Genomic DNA, 23,363 nt, shown 5'->3' with positions numbered 1-23,363 from the left:
TAAGTGGAAGACTTTAGCTTTGGCAGGGAGTTACGTCTGTTAACTCCCTCGCATTACTCTCGTATATTTAATGAACCCGCTCGGGCTGCAACTCCTTACTTTACTCTATTAGCTAAACCCAATGACCAAGAAAAACCTAGGTTAGGACTTACTGTTGCTAAAAAACGTGTAAAAAAGGCATGCCAACGAAACCGTATTAAACGTCTTGCTCGCGAAAGTTTTCGTTTAAATCAACACAACATCGATAACATTGATATTGTGCTTATGGTTAAAAATGGCATTGACGAGCAGTCTAATGAAGAATTAACCAAGCAACTGACCAAGTTATGGCGGAAAATCAACGAACGCTGTAAACCAGGTGCGCCTAAGCCTCCACCCTTTAAGAAACGCCCAAACAAATCAGCTAAATCTAATAAACAAACCCAATAGCAATAGAATTACAGGGTTAATTAATGTATCTTTAGCTCACCTTTTAATCATGCATTTAAAATTTCCAATAGAGCCTTTAAATACATGATATCTATCTCACTAAATTTAACTAGGGGCATAAACATCATGAGGTTACTCAAACCACTTGTTGCTTTACCGACATTATGTTTAGTGTTATTGATCCGCGGTTATCAAAAGTGGATTAGCCCGCTATTAGGTCCGCATTGTCGTTTTAATCCAAGCTGCTCACATTACGCAATTCAAGCAATAAAATTGCATGGATTGATAAAAGGAAGTTGGTTAGCATTAAAACGCATATTAAAATGCCATCCTTTACATTCAGGTGGTGATGACCCAGTACCTGAAAAAATAACCCATATTAACCACCAACACGAGAAATAAGAGCTGTTATGGAATCGCAACGCACGTTTTTATTCATTGGCCTAATGCTAGTGTCGTTTTTATTATTCCAAGAATGGAATAATGATTATAACCAGCCAAAAGTCGATCCAAGTGCCACAACACAAACGCAACAAGCAAATTCAACTGAATCGGATGATTTTATACCTTCATCGTCAGACTCTGGCTTACCGGCTTCAACAACATTAGCTAAACGTTCTGTTATAGAAATAACAACAGACGTGTTTAAAGTTAAAATCGACACCAAAGGTGGTGATATTGTTGAATCGGACTTACTTCAATACGAAGAAGTGAAAGGCGAAGAAACACCTTTCATGCTGCTGGGTGAATTTGAGGGTAATCAATACTTTTCACAAAGTGGTTTAATTGGTTTAAATGGCCCAGACGCATCTGCAAACGGTCGCCCTACTTACCACAGCGAACAAACGTCTTATACCTTAACAGGTGATGAGTTACGCGTACCGTTACAGTTTACAGATAGCAACGGTGTTAGCTTTACTAAAACGTATGTATTTAAAAAAGGTCAGTATGATGTTGGCTTAGAATACACAGTAAACAATACAACCAGTGCCCCTATTCAAGTGCAGCTTTACACACAAGTTAAGCGCACAGTACAAGAAAAAGGCAGCTTAGTTGATCAAAACTATTTAGGTGCAGCTTACGGTACAGACGAAGAACCATACGAAAAGTATAGCTTTTCTGACATGGCCGACAAAAACCTAAATGAAAGCACGCAAGGTGGTTACATTGCATTTATTCAACATTACTTTGTAAGTGCGTGGGTACCAAAGCAAGACCAAACCAACACCCTTTATAGCTTAATTACAAGCAGTAACGCCGCTATCATTGGTACAAAAGCAGAACCTGTTAATGTTCAAGCCGGTTCAGAGCAAACCATTACTTCTATTTACTACATGGGCCCTAAAGAGTCTGATGTATTAGAAGCGCTTCACCCTGACTTAGACCTAACTGTAGACTACGGCTGGTTATGGTTTATTTCACAGCCACTATTTGAACTACTGAAGTTTTTATACTCTGGCGAAGGTTCATTCTTTGGCTTGTTTGATATAAATGTTGGCGGTTTAGGTAACTGGGGTTTAGCAATCATTGCTATCACTATTATTGTTAAATCATTGATGTACCCGCTAACTAAAGCGCAATACACGTCAATGGCTAAAATGCGTGCCCTTCAACCAAAAATGGCAGCTCTTAAAGAAAAATATGGTGATGACCGTCAAAAATTCGGTCAAGCTACTATGGAAATGTACAAAAAAGAGAAAGTAAACCCAATGGGTGGTTGTTTCCCTATTTTGCTACAAATGCCTATTTTCTTAGCGTTGTTTTATGTATTTTTAGAATCAACAGAACTTCGCCATGCTGAGTTTATGCTTTGGTTAACTGATTTATCAGCACAAGACCCATACTACGTATTACCAATTTTATTTGGTGCAAGTATGTTTATAACTCAAAAGCTTCAACCTATGACGGTTACCGATCCAATGCAGCAAAAAATGATGACCTTTATGCCGGTTATCTTCTCTGTATTCTTCTTATGGTTCCCATCAGGCTTAGTACTTTATTGGTTAGTATCTAACCTTATTTCAATCGCGCAAATGCTTTATATTTATCGCGGTATGGAAAAGAAAGGAATAAAAGTAAGAGGCTAACTTAGCCCTACTTATTACAAAGGCGACTTAGGTCGCCTTTTTTATTGCCCATTTTTTATCAGAGCATTCGCGAGTGGTAATTTCATAGGTTACAATAGCGCCATAACGTACACATTGTTGGTAAATTAAATAGCATGATCAATCAAGACACAATTGCAGCACAAGCTACCGCACCTGGGCGTGGTGGTGTTGGTATTATTCGGGTTTCTGGCAGCCTTGCCAAAAGCGTTGCTGAACAAGTTATTGGTAAAATACCAAGAGTGAGATACGCCGATTATGTACCATTTAAAAACTTAAATGGCGATCAGCTTGACCAAGGTATTGCCATTTATTTTGCCGGACCTAACTCATTTACTGGTGAAGATGTACTTGAGTTACAAGGCCATGGCGGCCCAGTTGTGCTTGATATGCTACTTAAAGAAATTAGTAAAATAGAAGGTGTACGCTTAGCAAAACCAGGTGAGTTTTCAGAGCGTGCATTTATGAACGACAAGCTTGATTTAACCCAAGCAGAAGCAATTAGTGACCTAATTAATGCCACTAGTGAACAAGCAGCTAAAAGCGCCTTACAATCACTTCAAGGTGAGTTTTCTAAACACATTGAAACACTGGTTGAAAAAGTAATTCATCTTCGTATGTACGTAGAAGCAGCAATCGACTTTCCAGATGAAGAAATAGACTTTTTATCAGATGGCAAAGTATCGGGCGATCTAAACGCAATTATAAACCAATTAAACACCGTAACTGACCAAGCTAAACAGGGAAGTATAATGCGCGAAGGTATGCGTGTTGTGATTGCAGGTCGTCCTAACGCGGGTAAATCAAGCTTACTAAATGCCCTAGCAGGCCGAGAGGCAGCAATCGTAACCGAAATAGCAGGTACCACCCGCGACGTACTGCGCGAACACATTCATATTGATGGCATGCCACTGCATATTATCGATACCGCAGGTCTTCGTGAAAGCCCTGACCGCGTAGAGCAAATAGGCATTGAGCGCGCATGGGATGAAATAAACCAAGCCGACCGCGTTTTATTTATGCTTGATGGCACCGATACTGTAGACACCGACCCACATAAAATTTGGCCAGAATTTATGGCAAAATTACCAAAAGGTATGGGGGTTACAGTGATCAGAAACAAAGCCGATTTGTCGGGTGATATTGTAGGTTTAGATGAAAACCAACAATACCCGGTCATAAGTTTAAGTGCTAAAAACGCTGAAGGTATAGAGCTCGTTCGTGAACATTTAAAGGCCTGTATAGGTTTTGACGGCGCAACAGAAGGTGGCTTTATGGCTCGTCGCCGTCATTTAGACGCTTTAGAAAGCGCAGCTTATCATTTAGATACGGGTAAAACGCAGCTTGAAATGCATGTTGCAGGTGAAATTTTGGCCGAAGAGCTGCGCCTAACGCAGCAATTTTTAAACGAAATAACCGGTGAGTTTACTTCAGACGATCTACTTGGAAAAATATTTAGCTCGTTCTGTATTGGTAAATAAAAGACCTAACAATTAAACAATTAAACAATTAAACAATTAAATAATTAAAAATTAAGGGCGTAAAAACGCCCTTTTTTACTGCCTAAATTAAGCCTTTCTATATCAACATATGGATATTTTTTAGATAAGCTGAGTGCTATTTTAGGCTCTTATTTTCTCTAAATTAGTATCTTTAAATGCTTATTAATGGCCTACTTTACAAGATATAACCGCCTATTTAAGGTGATATATCTCCCACATACGAATAAGTTAAGCCACTATAATTAACCCTAAAACAAGCTGAAATCACTGTTTTTAATATTTTATTAGCTAAAATTGCAGCCTTAATTGGCTATATATCAAAAAATAAGGCGATCACAAGTGTGTATTGATCGCGCTATCCACCAGCTCAAACATGTAAATGCATGATCGAATATCACAAAAACTTTAAATTTAGTCAGATCAGTTATCCACAATTTCCATTTTTTGGACAAAAATCCAAAATTTTTTAGCTGAAATACACGTTATTAGCTCTATTTTTAGTAAAAAGCGGCCGTTATAAAAACTATTTTGATATTTATTTAATAAGATCATATTTAATTGATCGTTATTTAAAATTATTTTCGATCTAAATAATCGGTTATCAACACCCTTTATATCCACACAATGATCAACATTACTTCTATATTAAACATTCATCATAATTGGACTTACAAAAGCTTAAAATCAATAACTTACAAAATTTTAGTTACATAGAACATAAAGTTAAACAGAACTTCCCCCAATCTTATTAACAGTTTGATCAGAAGGTTGCATTTGAAGGTATTATTTTACATCTATATAAATCAACAACTTAAAAAAACTTTAAACAATGATCTAAAAATTAGCCTAAAAATAGTTATCCAAACCCACACTCTACCCTTTACTGCAGTTTGTACTCGGCTATCATAGGCAGCAATTAAAACTAATGCGATCATAACTAATCATGAGTTCAGTAAATATTATTGTGGGCAGCCAAATGGGATCGGCCGAGTATGTTGCGGAGCAATTAAGCGATGAGCTAAATAACCAAGGTATTACAACCCAACTCCATGATCAGCCAAAATTTAATGAAATAGATCAACACAATACGCTCTGGTTAATATGTACATCTACTTATGGCGCAGGTGATTATCCCGATAATCTTTTAAGCTTTGTAGAACAAGTAGCGCAATCAACTGATTTAAAGCATTTAAAGTTTTCGGTTATTGCATTAGGTGATACCAGCTACGACACATATAACTTAGCAGGGCGCAATATAGAAGCACTACTAAGCAAAAAAGGCGCTATAAAAGTGGCTGAACGCTTAGAATTAAATATATTAGACGAGTCACTCCCTGAAGACACAGCCCTCGCTTGGTTAGACACTTGGGTTACCCAAACAGGTTTAAAATAAAGAGATCAAGTAAAATCTCATATAAAAGTTACTCACAATTTACTAATAATTTAATTAATAATGTGGATAAAGTTTGAATAAACTGCATTTTAAAGCATGCTTATCCATGGGATAAGATCTAACTAATCGCCCCCTGTGCATAAAGTAGCTTTTTGATCAGTGCTTATTTGTGGGATGATCCGATCATATTAACACCTTTAGATCTGATCTAATTTAATGTTTTTAAACAAGATCTAAAGCTTATCAACAGAAAACCCGATCAGTAGTAGTAATAGTATTAAAAGATCTCTTTAAAAGATCCTTTATATTATTAGAGATCACTTACTTAGATCTGAGCACAGTTTAATCATTTATCTTCTGCTCATTTCTAGGTAGAATACGCTCCCTTTTGAAGTTTACCGGTTTGATTTAAGTAGGATCCCATTAATGATTTTTCATGAAAATTTTGACGTTATCGTAGTAGGTGGTGGACATGCAGGCACTGAAGCCGCATTGGCAGCTGCCCGTATGGGGATGAATACCCTGCTACTAACTCACAATATGGATACCCTAGGTCAAATGTCTTGTAACCCAGCAATTGGTGGGATAGGCAAAGGTCATTTGGTAAAAGAAATCGACGCGCTTGGCGGTGCAATGGCACAAGCTATTGATAAAGGCGGGATCCAATTTCGTACTTTAAATTCTTCAAAGGGACCTGCGGTTCGTGCAACCCGTGCACAAGCTGATCGCGCTTTGTATAAAGCGGCTATTCAAACCACATTACAAAACCAAGAAAACTTAAAAATATTTCAGCAGTCGTGTGATGATCTTATTGTTGAAAACGATCGAGTAACCGGCGTAGTAACTCAAATGGGGTTACGTTTTAGTGCACCTAGTGTAGTACTTACCGTAGGTACATTTTTAGGTGGCCAAATACATATTGGTTTAGAAAATTACAAAGGCGGACGTGCAGGCGATCCACCATCAATAGCTTTAGCACAACGATTACGTGAACAGCCTTTTAGAGTAGATCGTTTAAAAACAGGTACTCCACCACGTATTGATGCGCGTACGGTTGATTTTAGCAAAATGCAGGAGCAACCAGGCGATGCCCCTACACCTGTATTTTCATTTTTAGGTAAACAAAGTGACCACCCGCAACAAATACCGTGTTACATCACTTACACAAATGAAAAAACACATGATGTTATACGCAAAAACTTGCATCGTTCACCTATGTACTCAGGTGTTATTGAAGGCATTGGTCCACGTTACTGCCCATCTATTGAAGATAAAATTGTTCGCTTTGCAGATAAAGACAAACACCAAATATTTGTAGAGCCAGAGGGTTTAACATCTTACGAGCTTTACCCTAATGGTATTTCGACAAGTCTACCGTTTGATGTGCAATTAGAAATAGTGCAATCGATCACCGGTTTTGAAAATGCACATATTTGTCGACCAGGTTATGCTATTGAATACGATTACTTTGATCCACGTGATTTAAAACAATCACTAGAAACTAAATTTATTGAAGGCTTATTCTTTGCAGGCCAAATAAACGGAACTACTGGTTACGAAGAAGCAGGAGCCCAGGGCTTAATTGCTGGTATGAACGCGGCACTTAAAGTGCAAGGTAAAGATTCGTGGACGCCACGTCGTGACGAAGCATATGTTGGTGTATTAATTGACGACTTAGCAACGCTTGGTACAAAAGAACCTTACCGTATGTTTACCAGCCGTGCTGAATACCGTTTATTGTTGCGTGAAGATAATGCCGATATTCGTCTAACTGAAAAAGGCCGTGAGCTAGGTTTAGTTAACGATGAGCGCTGGCAGGCATTTAACGAAAAAATGGAAATTATCGAAAAAGAAAAACAACGTATAAAAGACACGTGGATTCACAAAGATCATACTGTTGTTGATCAAGTAAACGCTTTATTAAAAGCTCCATTAACGCGTGAAGCAAGTTTAGAAGAGTTACTACGCCGCCCAGAGATCCGTTATGATGATCTAATGGCTATTGAAGGCTTAGGATCTGAATTTACAAATAAAGCGGCTTTAGAACAGGTTGAGATCCATACAAAATACGCAGGTTACATTGCCCGTCAGCAAGATGAGATAAATAAACAGCTTCGCCATGAAGAAACAATTTTACCAAAAGAGTTTGATTATAAAACCGTATCAGGTTTATCAAACGAGGTAGTGGCAAAACTAGAAGAGTCTCGTCCGGATACTATTGGTCAGGCTTCGCGTATTTCTGGTATCACACCAGCGGCTATTTCGTTATTATTAGTGTATCTGAAGAAGCAAGGCTTATTACGCAAATCTGCGTAACGGTAAGGGCACCTAGTGTTACAACAACAATTAACTACATTGTTAGCGCAAACTGATATTGCGCTAACAGAAAAACAACAGCAACAGCTTGTTCGTTACGTTGAACTATTGGATAAGTGGAACAAAGCATATAACTTAACCTCAGTACGTTTACCTCAAGAAATGATGGTAAAGCATATTATGGATAGCCTTGTTGTTGCACCTCATTTACCCGGTCATCATTATATTGATGTTGGTACAGGCCCTGGGCTTCCTGGTATTGTATTAGCTATTGCACTTCCTGATACCCAATTTGTGTTACTCGACAGCTTAGGTAAACGTGTACGCTTTTTAATGCACGTAAAGCATGAACTTGGGCTTGGTAATGTTACCCCGGTACAGTCAAGAGTTGAAGAATATCAGCCAAGTGTTAAATTAGATGGCGTACTCAGTCGTGCGTTTGCATCATTACAAGATATGGTTGATTGGTGTTCACACCTAATTGATCAATCTGGCCATTTTATTGCGCTTAAAGGCGTTTACCCTAGCGAAGAGTTAGAGTCATTACCCGCTGGCGTAAAGTTTGAGAAAAAAATTGCATTAGAAGTACCTGAGTTAGATGCACAACGACATTTAATTATTCTTTCTAAAGACTAGGGATCAGAGACACTGTGGCAAAAGTCATCGCATTAGCAAATCAAAAAGGGGGTGTAGGTAAAACTACGACCGCTGTTAATCTCGCTGCGTCTATGGCCGCAACGAAGCGTAAAGTGCTGTTAATTGATCTCGACCCGCAAGGTAATGCCACTATGGGCAGTGGTGTAGATAAATATGGCGACGTGCCCACTATTTACGACCTACTTATTGAAGATAAGCCCATTGAAGACGTGATCATTAAAGAAACATCTGGCGAATACCATATGATTGCAGCAAACGGAGACGTAACCGCTGCCGAAGTTAAACTAATGGAATTATTTGCCCGTGAAGTGCGTCTTCGTAATGCACTTGAAAAAATTCAGGACCAATACGAGTTTATATTTATAGACTGCCCGCCTTCATTAAACATGTTAACTGTTAATGCTATGGCCGCTGCAGATTCTATTTTAGTACCAATGCAATGTGAATATTATGCACTGGAAGGCCTAACAGCATTAATGGATACCATTACGCAATTGGCTAAATTAGTAAATCCTGAATTAAAAATTGAAGGCATATTACGCACTATGTACGATCCGCGTAACCGCCTAGCAAATGACGTTTCAGAACAATTAAAACAACATTTTGGTGATAAAGTGTATCGCACTGTGATCCCACGAAATGTTCGTCTAGCTGAGGCGCCAAGTTTTGGCGCACCTGCTATGTACTACGACAGAGCATCAAGTGGCGCAAAAGCGTATTTGGCACTTGCCGGTGAAATGCTGCGCAGAAAAGAAAAAACAGCGTCCGTTGTCGCCTAACTTTGAGGTAAAAAAATAACATGTCTGCTAAAAAACGAGGTTTAGGCCGAGGACTCGATGCACTTTTAAGTTCGTCTAAGCCTGCACCGAGCGCCAGCAAGGAACAAGACACACAAAACGTAACAGAGGTTGTCCAAAGCACAATTAGTGCTACAGATAACCCGTTACAAACATTGCCTATTGAGTTTTTGCATTCAGGCAAGTACCAACCTCGTAAAGACATGTCTGAAGAGGCACTCGAAGAACTCGCCAGCTCTATTCGCTCACAAGGAATTATTCAACCTATTGTTGTGCGCCCTATTGCCCACAATAGCTATGAAATTATTGCCGGTGAACGTCGTTGGCGCGCAGCGCAAATTGCAAAACTAGACGCAGTTCCATGTATTATTAAAGATGTACCCGATGAAGCCGCCGTTGCTATAGCACTGATTGAAAATATTCAGCGTGAAGATTTAAATGCAATGGAAGAAGCGGTTGCGCTTAATCGTTTATTAAATGAGTTTGAATTAACACATCAGCAAGTGGCTGATGCAGTTGGTAAATCAAGAACCACCGTAACAAACTTATTACGTTTAAATAATTTAAATAGTGATGTAAAAATTCTGTTAGAACATGGTGACATAGAAATGGGCCATGCGCGTTGTTTACTAGCACTTGAAGGCGAAGCGCAGTCTGACGCAGCACGAACCGCCGTTGCAAAGGCACTAACAGTAAGAGAAACTGAAAAGCTAGTGCGTGCAATTTTAGAGCCAGCACCCGCCAAACAAGAACACCAAAAAGACCCAGATGTTAAACAGTTAGAACTACAATTAGCTGAAAACCTAGGTGCTAAAGTAGAGATAAACTACAACAAAAAAGGCAAAGGTAAATTGGTTATTTCATATACTAATTTAGACGAGCTTGACGGCATTTTGAATCGTATTAATCACGACAATACCCACCATTGATCTATTACATGTCTAAAAAGAGACATTTGTAGCAAATTTGTGTTACAAACACTCTACTCAAGTTGCAAAACTGGCAGGATACAGTATAATTTCGCCAGTTTTCACACCCTAACGATTTGAACGCCATTAAGGTTAACAAAAAGTGAATAATAAGTTAGCAAGTCCGTATAGGCTTGCCGCATTTAAACTAATTTGTCTTCAGGGTGTTGTAGCATTATTTGCTGCCGTAATTATTTTTATTGGTTTGGGAGTTGAAGCCAGTCTGTCAGCGTTAGCTGGTGGTGCAGTTGCGATACTTCCTCACTGTGTTTTTGCACTTTACGCATTCCGATTTATGGGGGCGAGTCGTGCAGAACAAGCGTATAACGCGTTAAAACGCGGTAACGCACTAAAGTTTATGCTGACAATCATATTGTTTGCGCTAGTACTAAAGCATTTTCCGGTAGTTCTACTGCCCTTTTTTAGTATCTATGTACTGGCTTTATTCACTGGATTGTTTGCACCCGTTTTTTTTAAACATTAACTTTTGGGATATAACATGGCTGCAGAAGAAGTTACTCTATCTAGCCATATCCAGCACCACTTAACCAATGCTAAGATGTGCTCGACCGACGCCGGTCTAGCCTTCAATAAAGCATGTACGGACAGTGGTTTTTGGACATGGCATGTAGATACCCTCGCATGGTCAATCGGACTAGGTCTTATCTTTTTATGGATCTTCCGTAGTGCCGCTAAAAAATCAACATTGGGCGTACCAGGTAAATTTCAGTGTTTCATTGAAATGATAGTTGAGTTCGTTGGCGACAACGTACGTGATACTTTCCATGGTAAAAGCAAGCTGATTGCACCATTAGCATTAACGATATTCGTTTGGATATTCTTAATGAACTTAATGGATTTAATCCCAGTTGACTTCTTACCTGCATTTGCTGGTTTAGTAGGTGAGCAAGCCTTTGGTATGGACTCACACGACGTATACATGAAAATTGTACCAACAACAGATATAAACTTAACTGCAGCGCTGGCGCTAGGTGTGTTTATATTAATGATTGGTTACTCAATTAAAATTAAAGGTATCGGCGGTTTTATTAAAGAGCTAACACTTCACCCGTTTAGTTCAAACAATACAGCTATGCAGATTTTTTTAATCCCATTCAATCTATTACTAGAACTTATCGCATTGGTTTCTAAGCCATTTTCACTGGCGCTGCGTTTGTTCGGTAACTTATATGCAGGTGAACTAATCTTCATCCTTATAGGTGCGATTGGCTTAATGCAACTACCGTTGCACTTTGTTTGGGCTGTATTCCATATCTTAGTAATCGTATTGCAAGCATTCGTATTCATGATGCTAACAATCGTATACCTAAGCATGGCAAGTTCAGATAATCACTAATTTATAACTTTTAATTTTTACTTTTAATTACAATTGAAACTTTGGAGAAAAAAATGGAACTAGTATTAGGTCTTAAGTACATCGCAGTAGCTTTACTTATCGGCTTCGGTGCAATCGGTACAGCAATCGGTTTTGGTAACATGGGCGGTAAATTCCTTGAAGCATGTGCGCGTCAACCTGAGCTTGCACCATCGCTACAAGTTAAAATGTTTATCCTTGCTGGTCTAATCGATGCTGTAGCAATGATTGGTGTTGGTATCGCGATGGTATTGTTGTTCGTACTTTAATTTTATTTTTTGAACAGCTTACTATTTAAGGAGGAGCGGTTGTGAACTTAAACGCCACTCTTATCGGTGAATTAATTGCGTTTACGGTGTTCGTACTTTTTTGTATGAAGTTCGTATGGCCACCACTAAACGGTGCAATTGAAGCTCGCCAGAAGAAAATCGAAGATGGTTTAGCTGCCTCTGATAGAGCCGAAAAAGACTTAGAACTTGCGCAACAAAAAGCTGCAGAACAGCTTAAAGATGCAAAAGCTCAAGCGGCTGATATCATTGATCAAGCTAAAAAGCGTGCCGTGCTAATTGTTGACGAAGAAACAGTTCGTGGACAAGAAGAGCGTGAAAAAATTATTGCTCAAGGGCACTCTGAAATTGAATCAGAGCGTAACCGTGTGACAGAAGAGCTACGTAAGCAAGTAGCAACACTGGCTGTGGTTGGCGCAGAGAGAATTTTAGAGCGTGAAATCAATCAAGCCGCACATAGTGACATCGTTGAAAAACTTGTCGCTGAGCTGTAATTAGGAGGGTATGAGCATGTCTGAATTGACTACTATCGCTCGCCCATACGCTAAAGCGGCTTTTGAACTTGCCGTTGAAAAAGGCGCTATTGAAAGCTGGAATGACATGTTGTTTTTCGCTGGCCACGTTGCCAGCGACGAGCAAGCATCAGCCATTTTAGCTGGATTGCCTACTGCTTCTGCACAAGCTGAGTTATTTATTAACTTATGCGCAGAGCAGCTCAACGAACAAGGTCAGAACCTAGTGAAGGTGATGGCTGAAAATGGACGTTTGATTGCACTGCCTGAGGTTGCACAGTTATTCGCTGCGTTTAAAGCAGAGTATGACAAAGAAATCGATGTAGACGTGATTTCGGCAACCCCTCTTACTGCAGCGCAGCAAGAGTCATTGGTAGCGACACTTGAAAAACGTTTCGCACGCAAAGTTAAGCTGAATTGTAGTGAAGACGCGTCAGTAGTTGGCGGCCTTATTATTAAGGCAGGCGACACTGTAATCGACGGCTCTGTACGCGGAAAATTAAACCGCTTAGCCACAACACTACAATCGTAATTGGGAAAAAGAGCATGCAACTTAATTCCACTGAAATTTCAGAACTAATCAAACAACGTATTGAGAAGTTCGAAGTTGTAAGTGAAGCTCGTAACGAAGGTACAATTGTATCTGTTACTGACGGTATCATCCGCATCCACGGTCTAGCTGACTGTATGCAAGGTGAGATGATTGAGCTTCCTGGCAACCGTTATGCTATCGCACTAAACCTTGAGCGCGACTCAATTGGTGCAGTAGTAATGGGTCCATACGCTGACCTTACTGAAGGCGTAAAAGTATACACAACTGGTCGTATCTTAGAAGTTCCTGTTGGTGCTGGCTTACTTGGTCGTGTTGTAAACACACTAGGTGCTCCTATCGATGGTAAAGGCGCTTTAGATAACGACGGTTTTGAACCTGTAGAAAAAATTGCACCAGGTGTAATCGAGCGTCAATCTGTAGATGAGCCAGTACAAACTGGTTACAAATCTATTGATGCGATGATTCCAGTTGGTCGTGGTCAGCGTGAGCTTGTAATCGGTGACCGCCAAACAGGTAAAACTGCACTAGCAATTGATGCGATCATCAACCAAAAAGACACAGGCGTTAAGTGTGTGTACGTAGCGGTTGGTCAAAAAGCATCTACTATTGCTAACGTAGTACGTAAATTAGAAGAGCACGGTGCACTTGCAAATACTATCGTAGTTGTAGCATCTGCTTCTGAGTCTGCGGCACTTCAGTACTTAGCACCGTTCTCGGGCTGTACTATGGGTGAATACTTCCGTGACCGTGGTGAAAACGCATTAATCGTATATGATGATTTATCTAAGCAAGCTGTTGCTTACCGTCAAATCTCATTGCTACTTAAGCGTCCACCAGGTCGTGAAGCATACCCAGGTGACGTATTCTACCTTCACTCGCGTCTTTTAGAGCGTGCATCGCGTGTAAACGCTGATTACGTTGAAAAGTTCACTAACGGTGAAGTGAAAGGACAAACTGGTTCATTGACGGCATTGCCAATCATTGAAACTCAAGGCGGCGACGTTTCTGCGTTCGTACCGACTAACGTTATCTCTATCACCGATGGTCAGATCTTCTTAGAAACTGACTTATTCAACTCAGGTATCCGTCCGGCAGTAAATGCTGGTATCTCGGTATCGCGTGTTGGTGGTGCTGCACAAACTAAAATCGTTAAGAAACTAGGTGGCGGTATCCGTCTAGCCCTAGCTCAGTACCGTGAATTAGCTGCGTTCTCGCAGTTCGCGTCTGACCTTGACGATGCTACACGTGCTCAACTTGAGCATGGTGAGCGTGTAACAGAGCTAATGAAGCAGAAACAGTACGCGCCAATGTCTGTTGCTGAAATGTCTTTGTCGTTATTTGCAGCTGAGAAAGGTTATCTTAAAGATATCGAAATCGCTAAAATCATGGATTTCGAAGCAGCTTTACTTTCTTACGCAAGTAGCACATACGCAGAGCTTGTGGCTCAAATCAATGAAACTGGTAACTACAACGCCGAGATCGAAGCGCAACTTAAAGAACTTCTAGAGAAGTTCAAGTCTACGCAAACTTGGTAATTTAGTTATTAATGGTGCGCTTTAGTTTACTAAAGCACACCTTGATTCGGAGAGAGAGTCATGGCCAGCGGAAAAGAGATTAAAAGCAAGATCGGGAGTATTAAAAATACTCAAAAGATCACTAGCGCAATGGAAATGGTTGCTGCGTCTAAAATGAAAAAGGCGCAAGAACGAGTGGCTTCAAGCCGTCCATACGCTGACAAATTACGCAAAGTGATTGGTCGTGTTGCTCAAGCAAATCTTGATTTTACTCACCCGTTCTTAGAAGAACGTGAAGTAAAACGAGTTGGTTATATTGTTATCTCTACTGACCGTGGTCTATGTGGCGGCCTAAACTCAAATGAGTTTAAGAAAGTTGCATTAGACATAAAAGCATGGAAAGAAAAAGGTGTAGACGCAGAGTTTGCAACTTTAGGCAGCAAAGCTGCTGGTTTCTTTCAACGCTTTGGTGGTCAAGTGCTTGCTAAAAAAGCAGGCCTAGGAGATAAACCTTCAGTACAAGACGTTATTGGTCCTGTAAAAGTAATGCTTGATGCATTCTCTGAAGGTAAAATTGACCGTTTATTCCTGGTATATAACAACTTCGTTAATACCATGAAGCAAGAGCCAACAATAGATCAGTTACTCCCTTTGCCAAAAGCTGAAGAAGAAGTATCTGCCCACACATGGGACTACTTATACGAACCAAGCCCAGACGCTATTTTAGAGTCTTTGTTAGTTCGCTTTGTAGAGTCTCAGGTATACCAAGGTGTGGTTGAGAACGCTGCCTCTGAACAGGCTGCCCGTATGGTTGCGATGAAAGCCGCAACTGATAACGCTGGCGACCTTATGGATGAGTTACAGCTTGTTTACAACAAGGCCCGCCAAGCGGCAATCACACAAGAAATTAGTGAGATTGTTTCTGGTTCAGCCGCAGTTTAATGCTTCAGGCAAAGATTAACGAGAGGAATAGACATGAGTTTAGGTAAGGTCGTCCAAATTATCGGTGCCGTTGTGGATATTGAATTTTCACAAGACAACGTGCCAGCCGTATATGACGCGCTAAAAGTAACAGATGGCGATTTAGCTGGTTTGACTCTAGAAGTTCAACAGCAGCTAGGTGGCGGTGTGGTACGTACTATCGCACTAGGTACTACAGACGGTTTACGTCGTGGTGCAGCAGTATCAAACACAGGTGAAGCGATTCAAGTTCCAGTTGGTAAAGCAACACTTGGTCGTATCATGAACGTACTTGGTGAGCCAATCGATGAAGCTGGCCCAATCGGCGAAGAAGACCGTATGTCTATTCACCGTGCAGCGCCTTCATACGAAGAGCAATCAAGTTCAGTAGAACTTTTAGAAACAGGTATCAAGGTAATCGACCTTGTATGTCCGTTTGCTAAAGGTGGTAAAGTTGGTTTATTCGGTGGTGCCGGTGTTGGTAAAACCGTAAACATGATGGAACTTATCCGTAACATCGCAATCGAGCACAGCGGCTACTCAGTATTCGCAGGTGTTGGTGAGCGTACTCGTGAGGGTAACGATTTCTACCATGAAATGAACGATTCAAACGTACTTGATAAAGTATCGCTTGTATACGGTCAGATGAACGAGCCTCCAGGTAACCGTTTACGCGTAGCGTTAACAGGTCTTACTATGGCTGAAAAGTTCCGTGACGAAGGTCGCGACGTACTTTTCTTCGTAGATAACATCTACCGTTACACACTTGCGGGTACAGAAGTATCAGCACTACTTGGTCGTATGCCATCAGCGGTAGGTTACCAGCCTACACTAGCTGAAGAAATGGGTGTACTTCAAGAGCGTATCGCATCTACTAAGACGGGTTCAATCACATCAATCCAAGCGGTATACGTACCTGCGGATGATTTAACGGATCCATCTCCAGCAACAACGTTTGCTCACTTAGATGCAACAGTAGTACTTTCACGTGATATCGCATCACTTGGTATTTACCCAGCGGTAGATCCACTTGATTCATCTTCACGTCAACTTGACCCATTAGTAATTGGTCAAGAGCACTACGATACAGCGCGTGGCGTTCAAACAGTTCTTCAGCGTTACAAAGAACTTAAAGACATCATCGCAATCCTAGGTATGGACGAGCTTTCTGACGAAGATAAGCAACTTGTATCTCGTGCACGTAAAATCCAACGTTTCCTATCTCAGCCGTTCTTCGTGGCAGAGGTATTTACAGGTGCGTCAGGTAAATACGTTTCACTTAAAGACACAATTGCTGGCTTCAAAGGCATTTTAAACGGTGAGTTTGATGACCTTCCAGAGCAAGCGTTCTACATGGTTGGCTCTATCGAAGAAGCTCAAGAAAAAGCCAAAAGCATGTAATTAGGAGGGTAGTATGGCAGCTATGACTGTACATCTTGACGTAGTAAGCGCAGAGCAGAACTTGTTTTCTGGTTTGGTTGAATCGATTCAAGTATCTGGTAGTGAAGGTGAGCTTGGTGTTAATGCCGGTCACGCGCCACTACTAACTGCCCTTAAACCTGGTATGGTGCGTTTAGTTAAGCAATTTGGTGAAGAAGAACTCATCTACATTGCTGGCGGTACACTAGAAGTTCAACCGAACATAGTGACCGTACTTGCAGACACAGCCGTTCGTGGTGAAGACCTAGACGAACAAGCTGCAGAGCAAGCTAAACGTGACGCTGAAGCGCAAATGGCAAAAGGTGCATCGTCAGAGCTTGATTACAATCAAGCGGCAATGCAGCTAGCTGAAGCGGTAGCACAACTACGTGTTATTCAGCAATTACGTAAAAAGTAAGCCTATCTGGTTTATAAAAAGCCCACTTTAAAGTGGGCTTTTTTGTGCTTGTTGCTAAGGTACGTGTTTTAATTTAAGCTTTTTTAAGTCGTCGAAGTTATTAACTGAGCTTTTCACTTATATCCTTCATCAATCCCCGCTACAATAACGTCATTAAATTAAGTGTGTTTTTCAGCCAAGATTCAGCACTAGCAAATTAGTTTACTGAGTATTTGCACAGGGCGTGACTTACGCAATCTTCTGCATAAACAGACTTGTTAACTAAAACAACGGAAAAAGGAAATTGTTTTAATGGCTCTAACTACTGTAATTCTTGCTGCGGGTAAAGGTACTCGTATGCGATCTGCTCTACCAAAAGTGCTGCATAAAGTGGCAGGTAAACCTATGGTGCAGCATGTTATTGATAACGCAAAGGCACTGGGTGCAACAACCACTAATTTAGTTTATGGGCACGGCGGCGAACTATTACAACAACAACTTGCCGATAACGATGTAAAGTGGGTACTGCAAGCAGATCAATTAGGTACCGGCCATGCTGTTGCACAAGCAAATCCTCATATTAACGATGACGATACCGTATTGGTTTTATACGGTGACGTTCCTTTAACAAAACAATCAACACTTGAGCGCTTATTGGCTGTAACACCTAAAAATGGGCTAGCGGTATTAACCGTTAACTTGGTTAATCCAAATGGCTACGGTCGTATGCTGCGTGAAAATGGCAAGCTTGTTGGTATTGTTGAGCAAAAAGATGCAAGCGCAGAGCAGTTACTTATTAATGAAGTAAACACCGGTATTATGGCGGTTAACGGCAAACTGTTAAAAACCTGGTTAGGCAACTTATCTAACAATAATGCGCAAGGTGAATACTACCTAACAGATATAGTTGCTATGGCGCACAGTGAAGGTGTAGAAATTACATCGGCTCAGCCAGATCATGCAATGGAAGTTGAAGGTGCAAACAACCGCGTACAACTAGCAGGGTTAGAGCGTGCTTACCAAGTATGGCAAGCAGAAGAGTTAATGTTAAATGGTGCTACCCTCGCCGACCCTGCCCGTATTGATGTACGTGGCAATGTTAAAACAGGCGAAGATGTATTAATTGACATAAACGTTATTTTTGAAGGTAATGTAACCCTTGGTAATAACGTACAAATAGGTCCTAACTGTGTACTTAAAAACTGTACCATAGGCGATAACGTTGTAATAAAAGCGAATACCCTTATTGAAGATGCAAGCGTAGCGGCTAAATGTACCCTTGGCCCATACGCTCGCCTTCGGCCAGGTGCGGTAATGGAAGAAGACTCGCACATTGGTAACTTTGTAGAGATGAAAAAAACCCGCTTAGGTAAGGGTTCTAAAGCAAACCACTTAAGTTACTTAGGCGATGCTGAAATTGGCGAAAAAGTAAATATTGGCGCAGGTACAATTACCTGTAACTACGATGGGGTGAATAAAGCAAAAACCATTATTGGTGATAACGCTTTTATAGGCTCTAACTCATCACTTGTTGCTCCTGTAAACATTGGTTCTACTGCAACTGTGGGAGCAGGCTCTGTGATCACTAGCACTGTTGAAGACGAGCAACTGGCAATAGCACGTTCAAAGCAACGCAACTTAACCGGTTGGAAACGACCAGTTAAAAAATAATAATTAAAGGCTACTTAGGTAGCCTTTTTTATTGCAGCTTAAGTTTAAATTGATCTTTATAACGCCTAGAAAGGTTGAGCACTTTACCTGTAGTTAGTTTTATTTCGCTGTCTCCACTGGGGAGTGGTGTAATGCATTCTACTTTATCGAGTTTTACGCCATGACTTCGGTGAATCCTACAAAAACCCTGCACTTCTAGTTGTTTACTTAATTCAGTGAGCGTCACTCTTAAAGGGTAAATGGACGTACCAATATGTAAATTTACATAATTGCCTGAAGATTCAAGCCAATCCACGTCGTCAATTTTTATAATAAATTCTTTACCCCGCTTTTTAACTAATAAGCAATTAATAGTATCAGTATTGTGTTGCGCACCTTCATCAATAGACGAGGCCTCTCCCAACAACTGTTTAACAATATACTGATAAACTTTAATAAGGGTGATAAAGAATAAAAAGCTTATCGCATCTTTTTGGTATTCATATAAAAATTCAAACCAGCTGAGGCCAAAGTTGTAGTGAAGTTCGTTCAACCAATAAATGAGCTTCCGTCCTCCAACCATTACACTAATATGGAATACGCTGAAAATAATAGACGCTACAAAGTAAGTACACAGCGAAAGCCCAATATTATGCCAATTAAAAGGTACTTTTTTTAATAGCCACACTACAGCCGGAAATATAAGTAACGTGCTAAACGCACTTGAATATTCCCATACAAACGGCTCCCATATTAAAAAAGGCAGTGCGCCGTCTCTTTGCGCCTCCATTATTTGAGTTGTCGCATTAACCGTATTGTTTATTACAACGTAGCTAAACAGGAGTAACGCGGCATAAAAAGTTTGAAAACGTTGAAAGTGTTGAAGGTTCATTATGTATGCTTTTATATTTGTAGGCGACAGCTATCCCTGTATACCACCTTTTATCACTATTGCTTGTAATATAAGCACTTATGTATAGTTTTTGCGAGTTATTTTAAGTTAACTACCGGTATCACAAACACATTGGTTAACGTATGAGTACTCAATTAAACGCAATACAATCTACACACTCTCGGCATTACTTTATTGATTGGTTGAGAGTAATTGCTTTTGCGGCTCTCATTTTTTATCACATAGGTATGTTGTATAGCCAAAATTGGGGGTTTCATTTTAAAAGTAATTATACGTCTGAACACGTAGAGTATTTTATGTTGCTGTTTTCCCCTTGGAGAATGCTGCTAATTTGGTTTATATCAGGGGTAGCACTTCGTTTTATACTTGATAAGGTAAGTGGCTATAAATTATGTGCTTTATTTGTTTTAAAGCGTTCTATTTTCATATTACTCCCCCTGCTGGTGGGGTTATGGTTAGTTGTGCCTTTTCAGCTTTATGCCGAAATGCATCAACAAGGCGTTATAGATATGACGTATTGGCAGTTCTATTTAGCGTTTTTAGATACCAGTAATAGCATATTTGTTAATTACCAATCTGGAGTATGGCCGCATGTTGATGTAAATCATTTATGGTATTTACGCTCTTTGTGGCAGTTTATGCTTATTGTTTTTATATACTCATTAGTAGCAAAGTTTTCTATTTTTTCTTCTTTATTAAATACGATTAAAGTAAACCTATCATTTTCTATGCTTACAGGCCTATTGGTAATAGCCATGTTGCTTGCTAATAATTGTTTAAAAGGTGATGCAATACGCGAAGTAAGCGGCTTCATATTTTTATTTACAGGCTACTTGTTAGCTAAAAACACTTATTTTTGGAAAAGTTTAAATCGATACCTTTGGCTATTGTGTGCAAGCTTTACTCTATTGTATGTGTGTATTGCTTTGGCGTATCAAAATGAACTGGATTTGCCAAACTATGTGTGGACTGCAATATACAATATTCAAAGAGTAGTTGGTGTACTTACCATGCTTACCTTAGCGCAGCGTTTTTTAAATTTTAAAGCAGCTTACTTAAACACACTAAATAGCTGGGTGTTTCCCTTTTATGTATTGCATCAAAGTGTATTAATTATTTTATGTTTTGTGCTACAACCTTTTAACCTTGGTCTTATGGTTGAGTTATTTTTAATTATTGTGGGCACTTGGGGGGCGTGTGCAGCTATTACATTATTGGTAATGCGCATTGATATTATTAGGCCCTTGCTAGGCCTTAAAATTAAAAACAACTATTCGAAAGCGCTTAAAAAAATGGGTTATGTATTGGGTATGTTGCTTATTTTACCTTTAGCCTATCAGCTGGTTTTTTAAGGTAAAAAAGCTTTATTAAAAGTGCCACAACTTTGTAATACCTCTGTGTTGATATTTACCTAATACCACACTAAGGAAAAGAACAATGTTAAAAAAATCAATAATAGCGCTTTCACTTTTATCTATGCTGACTGGTTGCTCATTAGATGGCGATGATGGTCAAAATGGCGCACAAGGAGCTCAAGGCGAGCAAGGTACAGCAGGTGAAAATGGAATTAACGGCACTAATGCAAATTCGGCTTTAACTATTAACCTAATAGGACGAGCAGTACTCAATGCGCAAAGCCCTGAAGGTGCTGCCGAAATAGTCGCATATCAAGCATCAAAAAAATGGATTTACGCTATTAATAGCTCGGGGGATGCTGCGGTTGTAAATATTATTCCTGCAGACACATTCGATACAGCTGCTCTAGTGCAAGACAACGAAGGCATTGTAAATACAACCAACTTAAGTACGGCAATTACACTTACCTTAAACGACAACACACCCGGTGACGCAAACAGCATAGCAATAGATGAAAATAACCAGTTACTTGCTGTAGCAATGGCTGCTAAAAGTGTTGGAGAGGCAGGTCAAATTGCCTTTTACGACATAAGCGGCGATACACCAATATTTATAAAAAATGTAACGGCTGGTTTTTTACCCGATATGGTTACATTTAGCCATGATGGAGCAAAAGTAGTTGTTGCCAACGAAGGAGAACCTAACGGCGACTATAGTATTGATCCACAGGGTTCTATCAGCATTATCAATGTTAATGATGGTGTAATTGCCGACAATGCTACCAATATTGATTTTACAGCATACAACGATAAGCAATCTGAACTTGAAGCACTCGGGCTGATATTTGCTAATCCAACAGGGCGCACCATAAATGGTAATCTAATCAATACCACCGTAGCAATGGACTTAGAGCCAGAGTACGTCAGTATTTCTAAAGATAACAAATATGCCTATGTATCGACTCAAGAAAATAACGGACTAGCCATCGTTAATTTAGAAGATAACTCTCTTGAGTTAAAAGGGTTAGGCTTTAAAGACTGGTCTAGCTTACAAATAGACGCATCAGATAAAGACGGCGGTGTTAATTTTAAATCATACCCTGGCTTATATGGCATGTATCAGCCAGACACAATTTCAAGCTTTAGCTGGAAAGGTGCAAACTTTATAGTGTCGGCTAATGAAGGTGATGCACGCGAATACTTTTTTGATACAACCGATGAAGCAGATTGCATAGCCAAAGGCGGCGTAGATTTCGATGAAGACGATGGTTGCCTTGCTTACATAGATGAAAGCCGCGTCGAAGACTTAACGCTTGCTGCTAATTTTGATTACTTAAATAACGACGATAACGACATCGGCCGTTTAAAAGTGACAACGGTTAAAGGTGATAATAATAACGATGGCCAATACGAATCGCTTTATGCCTATGGCGCACGTTCGTTTACCATTTGGGACAGCAATGGGCTGGTGGTGTTTGATTCTGGAGACGATATAGGCCGTATTACCGCATCAGTTCATGGCGAGGCGTTTAATAATAATGAAGATGAAAATAAAGGCGATACACGCTCAGACGATAAAGGCGCAGAACCCGAAGCGCTAACTATAGGTACAATTGGCGAACGCACCTTTGCATTTATTGGACTCGAGCGTATGGGGGGGATCATGATTTACGATATTACTAACCCATATGATGTGCAGTTTGAAGACTACTTTTATAACCGAGGTTTAATAGCTGGTGCAGAAATTACCGGTGATCTAGCACCAGAAGGAATGACATTCATACCACGCGAACAAAGTGCAACTGGCGAACCGCTACTTATCATAGGTAATGAGATATCTGGTTCTATCGCAGTATGGGAAGTTTCAGCTAATTAACCACTCTGTAAAAAGCGGAAAATATCATGCTTTATTTTCCGCTTTTTATATTGATAGAGTATTAGCATTTAAGTAGAGATTAAAAATGCATGTTTTTTAAGCTAAAAGCGCCCTCTACCCCTTTATTTGTATACCTTTCGTACTAAAAGTATTTTTATTCAAAAAAGCATGAATTAAACGTTGACCCCCACTCGAATATCCCTATAATGCGATCCCACTGAGACGGCAGGCGCCAACGCATAGCGAGGCAAGAGTTAATTAGAGAGTTAAGTAAAACTTTACTTTTAAAGATTCTAAAAAGAAATTTGAAAACAAAGTATTGACTCGAAAAATAAAGGATGTATTATACGCATCCCTAGCGACAACGTCGCAACGTTCTTTAACA

At 40.0% G+C, this 23,363-nt stretch carries 22 protein-coding genes; 21 read left to right on the top strand and 1 reads right to left on the bottom strand.

Annotated features, from left to right (window positions below; genetic code table 11):
* Positions 1 to 3 precede the first annotated feature (3 nt).
* The 19 genes from rnpA (at position 4) to glmU (ending at position 18,855) form a co-directional block, all read left to right on the top strand.
* Positions 4 to 429 (top strand): ribonuclease P protein component, encoded by a 426-nt coding sequence (gene rnpA / locus R0J88_RS15560; RefSeq protein ID WP_006793978.1) that lies wholly within the window; start codon positions 4 to 6, stop codon positions 427 to 429.
* Positions 430 to 555: 126 nt separating this feature from the next.
* The gene (gene yidD / locus R0J88_RS15555) at positions 556 to 831 is read left to right on the top strand and encodes a membrane protein insertion efficiency factor YidD (protein ID WP_006793977.1); all 276 of its coding nucleotides are present in this window, start codon (positions 556 to 558) and stop codon (positions 829 to 831) included.
* Positions 832 to 839: 8 nt separating this feature from the next.
* Positions 840 to 2,516, top strand: coding sequence for a membrane protein insertase YidC (gene yidC, locus R0J88_RS15550; RefSeq protein WP_410900373.1), 1,677 nt, complete (start codon positions 840 to 842; stop codon positions 2,514 to 2,516).
* Positions 2,517 to 2,650: 134 nt separating this feature from the next.
* Entirely contained in the window at positions 2,651 to 4,015 is a 1,365-nt protein-coding gene (mnmE, locus tag R0J88_RS15545; protein ID WP_410900372.1) for a tRNA uridine-5-carboxymethylaminomethyl(34) synthesis GTPase MnmE, read from the top strand.
* Positions 4,016 to 4,979: 964 nt separating this feature from the next.
* Positions 4,980 to 5,429 (top strand): FMN-binding protein MioC, encoded by a 450-nt coding sequence (mioC, locus tag R0J88_RS15540; protein ID WP_006793961.1) that lies wholly within the window; start codon positions 4,980 to 4,982, stop codon positions 5,427 to 5,429.
* Positions 5,430 to 5,855: 426 nt separating this feature from the next.
* Positions 5,856 to 7,745 (top strand): tRNA uridine-5-carboxymethylaminomethyl(34) synthesis enzyme MnmG, encoded by a 1,890-nt coding sequence (gene mnmG / locus R0J88_RS15535; RefSeq protein WP_006793960.1) that lies wholly within the window; start codon positions 5,856 to 5,858, stop codon positions 7,743 to 7,745.
* Between the two features lie 15 nt (positions 7,746 to 7,760).
* Positions 7,761 to 8,381 carry a 16S rRNA (guanine(527)-N(7))-methyltransferase RsmG gene (gene rsmG, locus R0J88_RS15530; RefSeq protein WP_276755152.1) on the top strand — a complete coding sequence of 207 codons (621 nt, stop codon included), beginning with the start codon at positions 7,761 to 7,763 and terminating at the stop codon, positions 8,379 to 8,381.
* 14 nt (positions 8,382 to 8,395) lie between these two features.
* Entirely contained in the window at positions 8,396 to 9,181 is a 786-nt protein-coding gene (locus R0J88_RS15525) for a ParA family protein (protein ID WP_006793958.1), read from the top strand.
* Positions 9,182 to 9,201: 20 nt separating this feature from the next.
* Positions 9,202 to 10,128 carry a ParB/RepB/Spo0J family partition protein gene (locus R0J88_RS15520; protein ID WP_410900371.1) on the top strand — a complete coding sequence of 309 codons (927 nt, stop codon included), beginning with the start codon at positions 9,202 to 9,204 and terminating at the stop codon, positions 10,126 to 10,128.
* Positions 10,129 to 10,270: 142 nt separating this feature from the next.
* Positions 10,271 to 10,651, top strand: a complete 381-nt coding sequence (locus tag R0J88_RS15515) for an ATP synthase subunit I (protein WP_006793956.1) — start codon at positions 10,271 to 10,273, stop codon at positions 10,649 to 10,651.
* Positions 10,652 to 10,666: 15 nt separating this feature from the next.
* Positions 10,667 to 11,524, top strand: coding sequence for a F0F1 ATP synthase subunit A (gene atpB, locus R0J88_RS15510; protein ID WP_410900370.1), 858 nt, complete (start codon positions 10,667 to 10,669; stop codon positions 11,522 to 11,524).
* Positions 11,525 to 11,577: 53 nt separating this feature from the next.
* Positions 11,578 to 11,811 (top strand): F0F1 ATP synthase subunit C, encoded by a 234-nt coding sequence (atpE, locus tag R0J88_RS15505; protein WP_004335261.1) that lies wholly within the window; start codon positions 11,578 to 11,580, stop codon positions 11,809 to 11,811.
* Positions 11,812 to 11,852: 41 nt separating this feature from the next.
* A complete protein-coding gene (gene atpF, locus R0J88_RS15500) occupies positions 11,853 to 12,323 on the top strand; it encodes a F0F1 ATP synthase subunit B (RefSeq protein WP_006793953.1) in 471 nt (156 codons plus the stop codon).
* Positions 12,324 to 12,339: 16 nt separating this feature from the next.
* A complete protein-coding gene (atpH, locus tag R0J88_RS15495) occupies positions 12,340 to 12,873 on the top strand; it encodes a F0F1 ATP synthase subunit delta (protein WP_006793952.1) in 534 nt (177 codons plus the stop codon).
* Positions 12,874 to 12,887: 14 nt separating this feature from the next.
* Positions 12,888 to 14,429 carry a F0F1 ATP synthase subunit alpha gene (gene atpA / locus R0J88_RS15490; protein ID WP_006793951.1) on the top strand — a complete coding sequence of 514 codons (1,542 nt, stop codon included), beginning with the start codon at positions 12,888 to 12,890 and terminating at the stop codon, positions 14,427 to 14,429.
* Between the two features lie 60 nt (positions 14,430 to 14,489).
* Complete coding sequence (gene atpG, locus R0J88_RS15485) at positions 14,490 to 15,350, top strand: F0F1 ATP synthase subunit gamma (RefSeq protein WP_008130741.1); 861 nt, start codon at positions 14,490 to 14,492, stop codon at positions 15,348 to 15,350.
* A gap of 33 nt (positions 15,351 to 15,383) precedes the next feature.
* The gene (gene atpD / locus R0J88_RS15480; RefSeq protein WP_006793949.1) at positions 15,384 to 16,769 is read left to right on the top strand and encodes a F0F1 ATP synthase subunit beta; all 1,386 of its coding nucleotides are present in this window, start codon (positions 15,384 to 15,386) and stop codon (positions 16,767 to 16,769) included.
* Positions 16,770 to 16,782: 13 nt separating this feature from the next.
* Positions 16,783 to 17,205 carry a F0F1 ATP synthase subunit epsilon gene (locus R0J88_RS15475; RefSeq protein ID WP_006793948.1) on the top strand — a complete coding sequence of 141 codons (423 nt, stop codon included), beginning with the start codon at positions 16,783 to 16,785 and terminating at the stop codon, positions 17,203 to 17,205.
* Positions 17,206 to 17,496: 291 nt separating this feature from the next.
* Positions 17,497 to 18,855, top strand: coding sequence for a bifunctional UDP-N-acetylglucosamine diphosphorylase/glucosamine-1-phosphate N-acetyltransferase GlmU (gene glmU, locus R0J88_RS15470; RefSeq protein ID WP_410900369.1), 1,359 nt, complete (start codon positions 17,497 to 17,499; stop codon positions 18,853 to 18,855).
* A gap of 28 nt (positions 18,856 to 18,883) precedes the next feature.
* On the opposite strand, the gene R0J88_RS15465 is transcribed toward glmU, so the two are convergent.
* Complete coding sequence (locus tag R0J88_RS15465) at positions 18,884 to 19,726, bottom strand: LytR/AlgR family response regulator transcription factor (RefSeq protein ID WP_410900368.1); 843 nt, start codon at positions 19,724 to 19,726, stop codon at positions 18,884 to 18,886.
* 143 nt (positions 19,727 to 19,869) lie between these two features.
* Between R0J88_RS15465 and R0J88_RS15460 the strand changes: the two genes are divergently transcribed.
* On the top strand, positions 19,870 to 21,099 hold the full coding sequence (locus R0J88_RS15460) for an acyltransferase family protein (RefSeq protein WP_410900367.1): 1,230 nt from the start codon (positions 19,870 to 19,872) through the stop codon (positions 21,097 to 21,099).
* 85 nt (positions 21,100 to 21,184) lie between these two features.
* Entirely contained in the window at positions 21,185 to 22,978 is a 1,794-nt protein-coding gene (locus tag R0J88_RS15455) for a choice-of-anchor I family protein (protein WP_410900366.1), read from the top strand.
* The last annotated feature ends 385 nt before the right edge of the window (positions 22,979 to 23,363 follow it).

The organism is Pseudoalteromonas sp. SIMBA_162 (assembly GCF_046535955.1).
In the GTDB taxonomy this organism is placed as follows: Bacteria; Pseudomonadota; Gammaproteobacteria; order Enterobacterales; family Alteromonadaceae; genus Pseudoalteromonas; species Pseudoalteromonas marina.
The sequence above is the reverse complement of the archived record's forward strand: the minus strand, read 5'-3'. Positions and strand labels throughout refer to the sequence as shown.

Excerpts from the sequence above, each read along its gene's own strand:
- mnmG (WP_006793960.1), top strand. The coding sequence starts at position 5,856 with ATGATTTTTCATGAAAATTTTGACGTTATCGTAGTAGGTGGTGGACAT.
- atpD (WP_006793949.1), top strand. The coding sequence starts at position 15,384 with ATGAGTTTAGGTAAGGTCGTCCAAATTATCGGTGCCGTTGTGGATATT.
- glmU (WP_410900369.1), top strand. The coding sequence starts at position 17,497 with ATGGCTCTAACTACTGTAATTCTTGCTGCGGGTAAAGGTACTCGTATG.
- R0J88_RS15475 (WP_006793948.1), top strand. The coding sequence starts at position 16,783 with ATGGCAGCTATGACTGTACATCTTGACGTAGTAAGCGCAGAGCAGAAC.
- R0J88_RS15460 (WP_410900367.1), top strand. The coding sequence starts at position 19,870 with ATGAGTACTCAATTAAACGCAATACAATCTACACACTCTCGGCATTAC.
- yidC (WP_410900373.1), top strand. The coding sequence starts at position 840 with ATGGAATCGCAACGCACGTTTTTATTCATTGGCCTAATGCTAGTGTCG.
- yidD (WP_006793977.1), top strand. The coding sequence starts at position 556 with ATGAGGTTACTCAAACCACTTGTTGCTTTACCGACATTATGTTTAGTG.
- R0J88_RS15465 (WP_410900368.1), bottom strand. The coding sequence starts at position 19,726 with ATGAACCTTCAACACTTTCAACGTTTTCAAACTTTTTATGCCGCGTTA.
- mnmE (WP_410900372.1), top strand. The coding sequence starts at position 2,651 with ATGATCAATCAAGACACAATTGCAGCACAAGCTACCGCACCTGGGCGT.
- atpB (WP_410900370.1), top strand. The coding sequence starts at position 10,667 with ATGGCTGCAGAAGAAGTTACTCTATCTAGCCATATCCAGCACCACTTA.
- atpH (WP_006793952.1), top strand. The coding sequence starts at position 12,340 with ATGTCTGAATTGACTACTATCGCTCGCCCATACGCTAAAGCGGCTTTT.
- atpE (WP_004335261.1), top strand. The coding sequence starts at position 11,578 with ATGGAACTAGTATTAGGTCTTAAGTACATCGCAGTAGCTTTACTTATC.
- atpA (WP_006793951.1), top strand. The coding sequence starts at position 12,888 with ATGCAACTTAATTCCACTGAAATTTCAGAACTAATCAAACAACGTATT.
- R0J88_RS15455 (WP_410900366.1), top strand. The coding sequence starts at position 21,185 with ATGTTAAAAAAATCAATAATAGCGCTTTCACTTTTATCTATGCTGACT.
- atpG (WP_008130741.1), top strand. The coding sequence starts at position 14,490 with ATGGCCAGCGGAAAAGAGATTAAAAGCAAGATCGGGAGTATTAAAAAT.
- R0J88_RS15520 (WP_410900371.1), top strand. The coding sequence starts at position 9,202 with ATGTCTGCTAAAAAACGAGGTTTAGGCCGAGGACTCGATGCACTTTTA.
- mioC (WP_006793961.1), top strand. The coding sequence starts at position 4,980 with ATGAGTTCAGTAAATATTATTGTGGGCAGCCAAATGGGATCGGCCGAG.